The sequence below is a fragment of the Methylobacterium sp. Leaf94 genome (genome assembly GCF_001426045.1).
GTDB lineage: Bacteria > Pseudomonadota > Alphaproteobacteria > Rhizobiales > Beijerinckiaceae > Methylobacterium.
This window is the reverse complement of record NZ_LMRM01000018.1, coordinates 41293-52498: the sequence shown is the minus strand read 5'-3', so window position 1 is coordinate 52498 and position 11206 is coordinate 41293. Positions and strand designations below refer to the sequence as shown.

Annotated in this window: 13 protein-coding genes; 9 read left to right on the top strand and 4 right to left on the bottom strand. The window is 72.7% G+C overall.

Features of this window, described 5'->3' with window-relative positions; translation table 11 throughout:
- The 6 genes from ASG63_RS12235 to ASG63_RS12210 form a co-directional block, all read left to right on the top strand.
- The coding region (locus tag ASG63_RS12235) for a DNA translocase FtsK (protein ID WP_162248643.1) at positions 1-601 on the top strand (601 nt) is incomplete at its 5' end.
- Positions 602-727: 126 nt separating this feature from the next.
- Positions 728-1687: a LolA family protein gene (locus tag ASG63_RS12230; RefSeq protein WP_056216451.1), complete on the top strand. Its 960-nt coding sequence runs from the start codon at positions 728-730 to the stop codon at positions 1685-1687.
- A gap of 80 nt (positions 1688-1767) precedes the next feature.
- Positions 1768-3051 carry a serine--tRNA ligase gene (gene serS / locus ASG63_RS12225; protein ID WP_056216449.1) on the top strand — a complete coding sequence of 428 codons (1284 nt, stop codon included), beginning with the start codon at positions 1768-1770 and terminating at the stop codon, positions 3049-3051.
- Entirely contained in the window at positions 3051-3818 is a 768-nt protein-coding gene (gene surE / locus ASG63_RS12220; protein WP_056216447.1) for a 5'/3'-nucleotidase SurE, read from the top strand. The genes serS and surE overlap by 1 nt, the downstream gene beginning before the upstream one ends.
- Before the next feature lie 259 nt (positions 3819-4077).
- A complete protein-coding gene (locus ASG63_RS12215) occupies positions 4078-4734 on the top strand; it encodes a protein-L-isoaspartate O-methyltransferase family protein (protein ID WP_156394180.1) in 657 nt (218 codons plus the stop codon).
- A 119-nt stretch (positions 4735-4853) separates the two neighbouring features.
- On the top strand, positions 4854-6224 hold the full coding sequence (locus ASG63_RS12210) for a M23 family metallopeptidase (RefSeq protein ID WP_056216446.1): 1371 nt from the start codon (positions 4854-4856) through the stop codon (positions 6222-6224).
- Positions 6225-6310: 86 nt separating this feature from the next.
- On the opposite strand, the gene ASG63_RS12205 is transcribed toward ASG63_RS12210, so the two are convergent.
- A complete protein-coding gene (locus tag ASG63_RS12205; RefSeq protein ID WP_056216444.1) occupies positions 6311-7453 on the bottom strand; it encodes a polyamine ABC transporter substrate-binding protein in 1143 nt (380 codons plus the stop codon).
- Entirely contained in the window at positions 7450-7809 is a 360-nt protein-coding gene (locus ASG63_RS12200) for a RidA family protein (protein WP_056216442.1), read from the bottom strand. The genes ASG63_RS12205 and ASG63_RS12200 overlap by 4 nt, the downstream gene beginning before the upstream one ends.
- A 322-nt stretch (positions 7810-8131) precedes the next feature.
- Here ASG63_RS12200 and ASG63_RS12195 point away from each other — a divergent pair, with 322 nt between their 5' ends.
- Positions 8132-8398: a GlsB/YeaQ/YmgE family stress response membrane protein gene (locus ASG63_RS12195; protein WP_056185315.1), complete on the top strand. Its 267-nt coding sequence runs from the start codon at positions 8132-8134 to the stop codon at positions 8396-8398.
- A 110-nt stretch (positions 8399-8508) separates the two neighbouring features.
- Here ASG63_RS12195 and ASG63_RS12190 read toward each other — a convergent pair whose 3' ends face one another.
- Together ASG63_RS12190 and ASG63_RS12185 are read right to left on the bottom strand one after the other, a co-directional pair.
- Positions 8509-8727, bottom strand: a complete 219-nt coding sequence (locus ASG63_RS12190) for a YgaP family membrane protein (protein WP_056216439.1) — start codon at positions 8725-8727, stop codon at positions 8509-8511.
- A 116-nt stretch (positions 8728-8843) separates the two neighbouring features.
- On the bottom strand, positions 8844-9746 hold the full coding sequence (locus ASG63_RS12185) for a DUF3108 domain-containing protein (RefSeq protein ID WP_082504141.1): 903 nt from the start codon (positions 9744-9746) through the stop codon (positions 8844-8846).
- A 140-nt stretch (positions 9747-9886) separates the two neighbouring features.
- On the opposite strand from ASG63_RS12185, the gene ASG63_RS12180 reads away from it, so the two are divergent.
- The gene (locus ASG63_RS12180; protein WP_056216437.1) at positions 9887-10552 is read left to right on the top strand and encodes a DUF1045 domain-containing protein; all 666 of its coding nucleotides are present in this window, start codon (positions 9887-9889) and stop codon (positions 10550-10552) included.
- A gap of 12 nt (positions 10553-10564) precedes the next feature.
- Positions 10565-11194, top strand: coding sequence for a DapH/DapD/GlmU-related protein (locus ASG63_RS12175; protein WP_056216434.1), 630 nt, complete (start codon positions 10565-10567; stop codon positions 11192-11194).
- Positions 11195-11206: the final 12 nt, after the last annotated feature.

The following is an 11206-nucleotide window of genomic DNA, read 5'->3' as shown; positions in this document are numbered from 1 at the left end:
CCCGACCCGGATCTCCTTCCAGGTGACGAGCAAGATCGACAGCCGCACGATCCTGGGCGAGATGGGCGCCGAGCAGCTGCTGGGCCAGGGCGACATGCTGTTCATGGCCGGCGGTGGGCGCACGACGCGCGTGCACGGGCCGTTCTGCTCGGATGCGGAGGTCGAGAGCGTGGTCGCCCACCTCAAGCGCCAGGGCCGGCCCTCCTACCTCGAGGCCGTCACGGCCGACGACGGCAGCGGCGACGAGAAGCCCGCCAAGGGCGCGAAGGCGGACAAGGCCGACCGGGCCGAGAAGGCCCAGGCGGCCGAGATCGAGGACAGCGACGCCCCGATCTTCGACGCCGGCGCCTATGCGGGCAGCGGCGGCATCGATCCCGGCGCCGAGCTCTACGACCAGGCGGTGCAGGTGGTGATGCGCGACCGCAAGGCCTCGACGAGCTACATCCAGCGCCGCCTGCAGATCGGCTACAACCGCGCCGCCTCCATCATGGAGCGGATGGAGATCGAGGGCATCGTCGGCCCGGCCAACCATGCCGGCAAGCGCGAGATCCTGATGGAGGGCGGCCACGCCGCCTCCGGCATGATGGATTACGACGACTGAGCCGGATGGCGCGGGTGGGGCGGTGGCCGTCCCACCCGTCGCATATTCGCCACAGGGCGGGCTTCTAAGCGGGCACCACCCGCACTCGATCCGCACGCCTACGCATCGCCTCAAGGGAGCGTCCCGATGATCGGCCGCCGTCACCGCCTCGCCGCCGGTCCGCTGCTCGTCCTGGCGGCGGGCCTCGCCCTGCCGCAGCCGGCCTCCGCCCAGGTCTCCTCGTTCCTCGACGGCCTGTTCGGCCGCAAGGAGCAGCCGGCCCCGGCCCCCGAGCCGGAGCCCGCCCCGGAGGCCGCGCCCCCGGCCGCCGCTCCGAAGAAGCCCGTCGCCCAGGCGCCGAAGACCACGAAGCCGTCCGACAAGGCGGCCAAGGGCGAGGCGAAAGCCCCCAGGGGCGAGGCCAAGGCCGCGGATCCGAAGGCTGCCGATGGGAAGGCCGCCGACGGCAAGGTCGCCGACGGAAAGGCCGCCAAGGTCGCGGCCGTGGGCGCGCCCGCCGCAGCCGCCGTCGCGGTCGAGGCGGACGACGCCACGGTGATCGCGCAGGCCAACGCCTACTTCAACGGCATGACCACGCTCACCGGCAGCTTCGTCCAGATCGGCCCGGACGGGCGCCGGATCGGCGGCAAGCTGACGCTGGCCAAGCCCGGCCGCCTGCGCTTCGACTACGACCAGCCCTCCCCTCTCGAGATCGTGGCCGACGGGACCTCGGTGGCGGTCAAGGACCGCAAGCTCGGCACCCAGGACCTCTACTTCATCTCGCAGACGCCCCTGAAATTCCTGCTGCGCGACAAGATCGACCTCGCCCGCGATCTCTCCGTCACCGACGTGGCCAACGATCCGGGCGGCCTGCGCATCGCCCTGGAGGACCGCTCGACGCTGGGCGGCACCTCGAAGATCCAGCTCTTCTTCGACGCCGAGGTGAAGACCCTCAGCCAGTGGCGGATCACCGATCCGCAGGGCTACCAGACCACGGTGCAGCTCACGAACCTGCAGAAGGGGCGCCCCGTGGAGGGGAACCTGTTCTTCATCAATTACGGGCGCGCCGAGGACAAGGCGGCCGAGCGCCAGATCCGCGCGCAGTAGCGGGGGGATCACCCGGCCGCGCTTGTCGGGCCGGGTCCGATGCGGCTAAGCGTCGGGCTCGCATCGTACGAGCCGAGCCCATGCACGACATCCGCGCCATCCGCGAGAACCCGGACGCCTTCGACGAGGCCCTGCGCCGCCGCGGGCTGGCGCCGCTCGCCGCCGAGCTGATAGCCCTGGACGACGCGCGCAAGTCCGCGATCTCGGCCGCGCAGGGCAACCAGGAGCGCCGCAACGCGCTTGCCAAGGAGATCGGCGGCGCCAAGAAGGCCAAGGACGAGGACCGGGCGCAGGCGCTGATGGCCGAGGTCGCCCGCCTGAAGGACGAGGCCCCGGCCCTGGAAGCCGCGCAGGCGGAGGCGGCGGCGACCCTCGACGCGCGCCTCGCCGCGATCCCGAACCGCCCGAACCCGGAGGTGCCCGAGGGCGCCGACGAGCACGGCAACGTGGAGTACCGGCGCTTCGCGGCGCACCGGCCCCAGCTCGCCACCGGAAAGCAGCATTTCGAGATCGGCGAGGCCTCGGGCCTGATGGATTTCGAGGCCGCGTCCCGGATGTCCGGCGCTCGCTTCGTGGTGCTCAAGGGCCAGCTCGCCCGCCTGGAGCGGGCGCTCGGGCAGTTCATGCTCGATCTGCATACCGGCGAGCACGGCTACACCGAGGTGGCGCCGCCCATCCTGGTCCGCGACGAGGCGATGTTCGGCACGGCGCAGCTGCCGAAGTTCCGGGACGACCAGTTCCAGGCGGGCGAGCACTGGCTCATCCCCACGGCGGAAGTCCCCCTCACCAACCTCGTGCGCGAGAGCATCCTGCGCGAGGAAGAGCTTCCCCTGCGCTTCACCGCCCTCACCCCGTGCTTCCGGGCCGAGGCCGGCTCGGCGGGGCGGGACACCCGCGGCATGCTGCGCCAGCACCAGTTCAACAAGGTCGAGCTCGTCTCGATCACCCATCCGGAGCAGTCGGCCGCGGAGCACGAGCGCATGCTGGGCTCGGCCGAGGCGGTCTTGAAGAAGCTCGACCTGCCCTACCGGATCATGACGCTGTGTACCGGCGACATGGGCTTCGCCTCCCAGAAGACCTACGACATCGAGGTCTGGATGCCGGGCCAGGAGACGTTCCGCGAGATCTCGTCCTGCTCGGTCTGCGGCGACTTCCAGGCGCGGCGGATGAACGCGCGCGTCCGCGCCCGGGATGGCAAGGCGGTGAATTTCGTTCACACCCTCAACGGGTCCGGCGTGGCCGTGGGCCGCGCGCTCATCGCCGTCATGGAGAACTACCAGAACCCGGATGGCAGCGTCACGGTGCCGTCGGTGCTGAAGGCCTATATGGGCGGGATCGATCGGATCGAGGGGTTCAAGAGCTGATGCGCATTCTCGTCACCAACGACGACGGCATCCACGCGCCGGGGCTCGAGACCCTGGAGGGGATCGCCCGGGCCCTCTCGGACGACGTCTGGGTGGTGGCGCCGGAGACCGACCAGTCCGGCGTCTCGCATTCCCTCTCGCTGAACGACCCCCTGCGTCTGCGCCAGGTCGCCGAGAAGCGCTTCGCCGTGAAGGGCACGCCGTCCGACTGCGTGATCATGGGCGTGCGCCACATCCTCAAGGACCACGGGCCCGACCTGGTGCTCTCGGGCGTCAACCGCGGCCAGAACGTCGCCGAGGACGTGACCTATTCGGGCACCATCGCGGCGGCCATGGAGGGGACGATCCTCAACGTGAAATCGATCGCGCTGAGCCAGGCCTACGGGGCCGGCGGGCGCGGCGCCATCAAGTGGCACTGCGCCGCCGAGCACGGCCCCGGGGTCGTCCGCAAGATCCTCGACATCGGCATCGAGCCCGGCATCGTCGTCAACGTGAACTTCCCCGATTGCGAGCCCGGGGAGGTCCTGGGCACGGCAGTGACGGCGCAGGGCTTCCGCAACCAGGCCCTGCTCCAGATCGATGCGCGCCAGGACGGGCGCGGCAATCCCTATTTCTGGCTCGCCTTCGCCAAGGCGACGTTCCAGCCCGGCCACGGCACCGACCTCAAGGCCATCGCGGAGAAGCGCATCTCGGTCACGCCGCTGCGCCTCGACCTCACCGACGAGCCGAGCCTGACGCGCTTCGCGCAGGGTTTTTCGGAGGTTTAGCAATCGTTTTGCTCAGCCCGATGCGGCCCTCCTCCCCCTTGTGGGGAGGCGTGGGAGGCGTGGGAGGTGGGGGTGGCTGGGTGACCCGCGACCGACTGAGGCCAGCGGAGCGACCCCCACCCCTGCCCCCTCCCCGCAGGGGGGAGGGGAACGCGTTCCATTCGAATCCGAGCCGCAACTCTGAGCAGCCGCGCCCGGGACAAGCCGTCCCCCCTGCGGCACACACCCAGAGACAATGGGCCTTCTTCGAGAATCAGCCATGATGCACGAGGGCTCGATCGAGGATGCCGCCTTCGTCATGGCCCTGCGGGGCCGCGGCGTGCGCGACACCGACACCCTGCGGGCGATGGAGCGGGTGCCGCGCGAGCGCTTCGCCCCGGCCCGGCACCGCGACCTCGCCCGGCGCGACCTCGCCCTGCCCCTGGCCTGCGGGCAGACCATGACGGCGCCGACCACGGTGGCGGCGATGCTGAAGGCCCTGGGCCTGCGCCCGGGCGCCCGCATCCTCGAGATCGGCACCGGCTCGGGCTACGTCACCGCCCTGCTGCTGCGGCTGGGCGCCGCCCATGTCCGCAGCCTCGAGCGCTACGCCACCCTGGCGGACGAGGCCCGCGACAACCTCGTGCCGGAGGACCGGCCGCTCGCCACGATCACCATCGGGGACGGGCTGCACCCGGCGACCCTGCGGGGGGCGGAGCCCTTCGACCGCATCCTCCTCAACGGGACGGTTCCGGCGATTCCTGGGCACTTCGGCGACCTGCTCGGCCCCGGCGGCCGCCTCGTCGCCCCGGTCGGCCGGCCCGAGGCGGCGGGCCTCGTCACCTGGACGCGGGGACCGGACGGCGCCCTGGACGTGCGCCCCGGCGCGGCCGTCCGGCTGGCGCCGCTCACCCCGGGGCGCGCCGGCGTCCTGTAGCGCGAAAGGTTCCGGCGGAGCCCCGTCCTTGCCGCGAACGTGGTGAATCGGAACGGTTGCTTAACCTGAATCGGGTTTGAATGACGTCATCAAGTTGCGTCAGGCAAACAGGTGCGTCGATGCGGGTTCGCGGGACTGGTCGAGGGTTGAGGACGCTGTCGCGTTTCGCGCTCATCGGCGTGATTGGAGGCGGTGCGGCCGCCTGTTCTTCGGATGCGTCCCGGTTGGGCGATCCCTTCGGCAATCCATTTGCCTCGAACCTGTCGAGCGAGCCCGCCGCGACGGGCAGCCTGCCCGACGGCGAGATCGCCCCGGCGCCGGTGGTGCGCACCAGCCGCATCCAGTCCCAGGCCCTCGGGGCCCCGGGCGCGGCTTCCTCGCCGGCGGCCATGTCGCCCCGCCCGATGGCGGCGGCCCCCGCCCCGGCCCGGCCCCAGACCACGCGTCTCGCCTCCACCGAGCCGGTCTCGGGCGGCATGACGGGTTCGGCGGTCTCGGGCATGAATCCCGATGCGGCCCGCATGAGCACCCGCGCAGTGCCCGCCGCGCCGGCCCCGAAGGTGATCGACCGGGCCGCCGAGAAGCGTGCCGCCGACGCCCGCCGCGAGGCGGAGGCCCGCGAGGCCGCCGAGGCCAAGGTCGAGGCCAAGCGCCAGGCCGAGGCCGCCAAGCTCGCCGAAGCCCGCAAGGTCGTGGAGGCTGCGAAGGCCTCCGAGACCCGCAAGGCCTCGGAGAAGGCGGCGGCCGCCGCCAAGCTCGCCGAGACCAAGGCGGCCGAGGCCCGCAAGGCCCATCCCCGTCCCGGTCAGGCCGTCGCCAAGGCCGAGGACAAGGCGGTCCGCAAGATCGAGATCAAGGAAGCCAAGGCGGAGGTGAAGGCCGAGGCGAAGGCGGACGCGGCCAAGGACGCGGCCAAGAAGGCCGAGGCGGCCCGCAAGACGGCCGAGGCCGAGGCGGCCAAGCTGGCCAAGGCCGACGCCGCCAAGGAGGCCGCCCGCAAGGTCGCCGAGGCGAAGGCCGCGGAGGCCGCCGCCAAGGAGGCCGCCAAGGCGCCCGTGAAGGTCGCTGCGGTCGAGGCGCCCAAGGCAGAGCCGGCGAGCACCGGGTCGGTCGCCGCCTCCGAGCAGTCCTTCCGCTGGCCCGCCAAGGGCCGGGTGATCTCGGGCTACGGCACCTCCGGCAACGAGGGCATCAACATCTCGGTGCCCGAGGGCACCGCGGTGAAGGCCGCCGAGGACGGCACCGTGGCCTATGCGGGCTCCGACGTGAAGGGCTACGGCAAGCTCGTCCTGGTGCGCCACTCCAACGGTTACGTCTCGGCCTACGCCCATAACGGCGAGCTCGACGTGCGCCCCGGCGAGAAGGTCAAGCGCGGTCAGACCATCGCGAAGTCCGGCGCCTCCGGCAACGTGACCTCGCCCCAGCTCCACTTCGAGATCCGCAAGGGCGCGACCCCGGTCGACCCGATGCCGCACCTCGCCAGCAACTGACCCCCCCCGGTCGGAGCGTCCGAAAACACGAAACGGCGGTCCCTCGGGGCCGCCGTTCTCGTTTGGGGGGCCGGTCGGCGACGGCCTCAGCGGCCGGTGCGCACCCGGGTCCAGCTCCGGGTGACGAAGCGCTGGGTGCGGTCGTCCCAGGCGGTGTTGCTGGCGAGGCGCTGCATCGTCGCCTCGTCCGGGTAGATGCCGGGATTGGCCAGGATCTCGGGCTTGACGAACTTCCGGGCCGCCGCGTTGCCGCTGGCGTAGGAGACGAAGTTGGTGTTGGCCGCCGCCACCTCGGGCCGCATCAGGTAGTCGAGGAAGCGGTGGGCCTCGGCAGGATGGGGGGCGTCCTTCGGGATCGCGAGGGCGTCGAACCACATCAGCGCGCCCTCGCGGGGGATGACATAGCCGATCTCGACCCCGTTCTTGGCCTCCTCGGCCCGCTTGCGCGCCTGCATGATGTCGCCGGAATAGCCGACCGCCAGGCAGAGGTCGCCGTTGGCCAGCCCGTTGATGTATTCCGAGGAGTGGAACTTGCGCACCGAGCCGCGGACCTTGAACAGGGCGTCGGTGACCTGGGTGATGTCGTCCCAGCGCTTGGAATCCGGCTTGAAGCCATAGAACGGCAGCAGGCTCGGGATCAGGTCCTCGGGGGAATCGAGCAGCATCACCCCGCAATCCTTGAGCTTGGCCATCAGGCCCGGATTGAGGACGAGGCCCCAGCTGTTGAGGGGCTGGTTCGCCCCCAGGCGCTCGCGCACCTGGGCGAGGTTCACGCCGATGCCGGTGGTGCCCCACATGTAGTCCACGGCGTAGGTGTTGCCGGGGTCGTAGGTGGCGAGCCGCGCGGCGATCTCGGGCCAGGCATGGACGAGGTTGGGAATCCGGGCCTTGTCGAGGGGCTGGAACACGCCCGCCCGGATCAGCCGCTGCAGGAACGGCCCGGAAGGGGCCACCACGTCGTAGCCCGAGCGCCCGGCCAGCAGCTTGGTCTCGAGGATCTCGTTGTTGTCGTAGGTGTCGTACACGACCTTGATCCCGGTCTCCCGGGTGAAGGCGTCGAGCACCTTCGGGTCGATGTAGTCCGACCAGTTGTAGATGTTGACCACGCGCTCGCCCTGCGGCGCGGGCGTCTGCGCCCGGGCCCCCGGCAGGCCGGGCGCCAGGGCGGCGAGCGCCCCGGCGACCAGCCCCCCGGACAGGAGCGCGCGGCGGGTGCCGGCTCGGCTCATGCCTGTCCTTTCGCGGCCACGACCACGATCTCGACAAGGTATTCGGGGGCGGCGAGCTTGGCCTCCACCGTGGCGCGGGCCGGCGGGTTGTCCTTCGCCACCCAGGCGTCCCAGGCGGCGTTCATCTCCGCGAAGGTGGCGATGTCGGCCAAGTAGATGGTGGCGGTGAGGATGCGGCTCTTGTCGGTGCCGGCGGCCGCCAGCAGGCGGTCGATCTCGCCCAGGATCTCCTGAGTCTGCGCGGTGACGCCGGCGCCCACCACCGTGCCGGCCACCTGGCCCGCGAGGAAGACCATGTCGCCGTAGGTGACGGCCTGGCTCATGCGGGGACCGGATTCGAAGCGCTGGATCGTCATGGCGGGGATACGTGCCTCTCGCGTGTCGGCCGCGGGATGCCGCGGGGCACCCCTGGAATGCCCCCTTGGCATCCCGGCTCGGGGCAAGCGTTGTGCCGCGTCGGGGACCCGAACGTAAAGGCCCCCCGCGCCCGGCGCGCGCGGCGAACCGGCCGCGCCGGATCGGCGTTTCCGTCCACGTGACAAAGTCCCGTCGTGCGGCGCAACTCATCCCGCGGGTGCGGCGTTCTCACCCCATGCGCCAAGGCCAAGGCTCGAAAGCCGGCCCCTGCCGCCAGTGACGTCCGACCCAGAGGGTTCGGCCAAGTTCGAGGATCAGCTCATGGGTATCATCTGGACCATCATCATCGGCTTTCTGGCCGGTGTCATCGCCAAGTTCATCATGCCGGGCAGCAACGAGCCCGGCGGCTTCATCCTGACCACGATCCTCGGCATCGTCGGCGCCTTCGTCGCCACCTTCCTCGGCCAGGCGCTGGGCTGGTACGGTCCGAACCAGGGCGCGGGCCTGATCGGCGCCGTCGTCGGCGCCATCGTCGTGCTGGCGATCTACGGCTTCATCCAGGGCCGCCGCTCGACCACCACGCTGTAAGGCCAGCGACGTCCGAAGCCCGAAACGAGACGGGGCGCCTCACCGAGGCGCCCCTTTTTCGTGTCCGGTCGCGATCCGCCCGATGCCGTGGGCACCGGGCGCGGGGCCGGTCAGGCCTCGGTGGCGGCCTTGACGGCGCAGTGGCCGGTGGCGCCGCGGATGGCGAGGCCGGCGCCGACCACGAGGGCCGCGAGGCTGAGCCACTTGTTCGGGCGCGGCTGCGCGGCGGCGGCGGCGATGCCGAGGCCGAGCACCACCGAGACGGCGCGCTCCGTGGTGGTGAGGTTCGGGGTGCCGCTGAAGATGTCGTGGATCATCGCATTGGCCATGCTGGCGTCTCCTGTGCTGCGTCGCGGGGCGAACGCGGCGGGGGAACGGGCGTTCCACCGCCGGCGTGCGGGGCGGCACGAGGTCGTCGCCGGGGCCGGTCCCAGCCACGCCCCAGCTAGCGGGCGTTGGGCAGCCGCACGGTCACCCCGGGCCTCGCCGCCGGGGCGTCCGGGCCGGCCGGCGGCGCCCCGCCCCAGCGGGTCGCCTCGATGCGCACCGAGCCCCAGCCGGTGGCGACCGTGATCGACAGCGGCAGCAGCAGCGCCCCGTCGAGGATCGGGGCGAAGCGCACCCGCATGTCGTCGTTGGCGGCCATGCGGCGGACGTTGCTCCCGCCGGAGCGGTGCCCGGAGATCGGCACCCAGCGCACCCGGCAGTCGAGGGCGGGGCCGCGATAGGCGCCCTCCGTCACCGTGGCGAGGCTGCCCCGCGACAGCACGAGGTCGGCCCGGCTCGCCCCGTCGAAGACCGGGATGCGCCGGTCGCACAGGCCGGGGTCCAGGGGAGCGGTCCCGAGGGGAATCGTCAGCATGGTCAGGGGGTCGACCACGCCGACCCTGTCCTCCGGCGCCACCGGGACCCGGTCGTCGCGCGGGGTCGGGGGCGGCGCGACGCTGGCGCTGCGCACGCGCCCGCCGGCGAGGTCGAGTTCCACCGCGATCGGCTTGCCGCCGTAGCGGCTGTCGATCCGGAAGGTGGCGGTGACCGCGCCGGCGCGATTCGTCGACCCCGCGACGGTGGCCTTGCCGGCCCCGTCGAAGAAGAATCCGGCGAGGCCGCGCAGGCCCGCCTCGAGCTCGAGGGCGTAGCGCGCGTCCGCCCGCTCGACCGCGAGGCTCGCCTCGCCCGCCGGCAGGTTCAGGAAGCTCAGGCCGTAGGCGGCCGTGAAGCGGCGCGTGGGCGCCTCCCCCGCGGCCTGCGCGCCGGCCCCGCCGGCCACCAGCAGGGCGACCGCCACGGCAAGGGAGGGCGGGGTCAGGGTCCGGATCTGTCTGTGCCTGCGCGCGGACACGGCCATCGCCTCATCGCGCCTCGGACGGCGCCCAGCCTGTCATATCGGCGTCGGGCGCCCGTGGTATGCGCGCTTCGGCACCTCGCGCGCGGGCGCACCCCGTGCGGCCCACCCCGCCCCTCGCGTGCCGCCAGGACACGACCCCGTTGGACCGACCCGCCCGATACGCCCTGTACTTCACGCCCGCCCCCGGCTCGGCCCTGGCCGCCTTCGGCGAGGCGATCCTCGGTCCCGGCCCGGCGCCCGGCCCGGAGGCGCTCCGGGCGATCCTGGCCGCCCACACCGCCGAGCCGCGCACCTACGGCTTCCACGCCACCCTGAAGGCGCCGATGCGCCTCGCCCCCGGCGCCACCGAGGCCGATCTCCTCGCGGCGGCCGAGGCCCTGGCCGCGCACCGGAGCCCCCTGCCCGTCGGCCCCCTGCGGGTCGCCGCCCTCGGGGCCTTCGCCGCCCTGGTGCCGGTTGCCCCCCCGGCCGCCCTCGGCCTCCTCGCCGCCGAGTGCGTCGCGGCCCTCGATCCCCTGCGCGCGCCCCTCACGCCCGCCGAGCGGGCCCGCCGCCGCCCCGAGCGCCTCGATCCCCGCGGCCGGGCGCTGCTGGAGAGCTGGGGCTACCCGCACGTCTTCGAGGCCTTCCGCTTCCACATGACGCTCACCGGCCCCCTCGGGCCGGAGGACGGGGCGACCGCCCTGCCCCTGCTGGCCGCCGCCGCCGCGGGCCTGCCCGACCTGACGGTCGATGCGGTGAGCGTGGTCGTCCAGGACGGCGCGGGCCCGTTCCGCCTCCTACGCCGCCTCCCCTTCCCCGCCTGACAGGATCGCCCGATGGTCTCCGATCGCCTCGGCCTCGAACCGGCCGTCCACCCGACCGCCGAGCTCTCGGCGTGCCGCCTCGGGCGCTACACCGAGGTCGGCGCGCGCACGCGCCTCAGCGAGACGCATCTCGACGATTACACGTACATCGTCGAGGACGGGCAGGCGAACCACACCACCATCGGCAAGTTCTGCTCCATCGCCTCCCACGTGCGGATCAACCCCGGCAACCACCCGATGGAGCGGGCCTCGCAATCCCACTTCACCTACCGGGCCGGCGCCTACTGGCCGGGGGAGGAGCGGGACGAGCCCGCCTTCTTCGCCCGGCGCCGGGCCCGGCCCGTCCGCATCGGCCACGACGTCTGGATCGGCCACGGCGCCGTCATCCTGGCCGGGCGCACCATCGGCACCGGGGCGGTGGTGGGCGCCGGCACGATCGTGACGCGGGATGTCGCGCCCTACACCGTCGTGGTCGGCAATCCGGGCCGGGTCGTGCGCCGCCGCTTCCCCGAGGCGATCGCCGAGCGCCTGCTGGCCCTGGCCTGGTGGGATTGGGACCACGCCCGCCTGCGCCGCGCCCTGCCGGACTTCCGCGCCCTGTCGATCGACGCGTTCCTGGAGCGCTACGAAGCAGAGGCCTGAGGCTTCCAGCTC

Coding starts and splice junctions, on each gene's coding strand:
- ASG63_RS12195 (WP_056185315.1), top strand. CDS start 8,132: ATGGGTATCATCTGGACCATCATCATCGGCTTTCTGGCCGGTGTCATC.
- ASG63_RS12175 (WP_056216434.1), top strand. CDS start 10,565: ATGGTCTCCGATCGCCTCGGCCTCGAACCGGCCGTCCACCCGACCGCC.
- ASG63_RS12190 (WP_056216439.1), bottom strand. CDS start 8,727: ATGGCCAATGCGATGATCCACGACATCTTCAGCGGCACCCCGAACCTC.
- ASG63_RS12185 (WP_082504141.1), bottom strand. CDS start 9,746: ATGGCCGTGTCCGCGCGCAGGCACAGACAGATCCGGACCCTGACCCCG.
- ASG63_RS12230 (WP_056216451.1), top strand. CDS start 728: ATGATCGGCCGCCGTCACCGCCTCGCCGCCGGTCCGCTGCTCGTCCTG.
- ASG63_RS12210 (WP_056216446.1), top strand. CDS start 4,854: ATGCGGGTTCGCGGGACTGGTCGAGGGTTGAGGACGCTGTCGCGTTTC.
- surE (WP_056216447.1), top strand. CDS start 3,051: ATGCGCATTCTCGTCACCAACGACGACGGCATCCACGCGCCGGGGCTC.
- ASG63_RS12205 (WP_056216444.1), bottom strand. CDS start 7,453: ATGAGCCGAGCCGGCACCCGCCGCGCGCTCCTGTCCGGGGGGCTGGTC.
- ASG63_RS12215 (WP_156394180.1), top strand. CDS start 4,078: ATGATGCACGAGGGCTCGATCGAGGATGCCGCCTTCGTCATGGCCCTG.
- serS (WP_056216449.1), top strand. CDS start 1,768: ATGCACGACATCCGCGCCATCCGCGAGAACCCGGACGCCTTCGACGAG.
- ASG63_RS12200 (WP_056216442.1), bottom strand. CDS start 7,809: ATGACGATCCAGCGCTTCGAATCCGGTCCCCGCATGAGCCAGGCCGTC.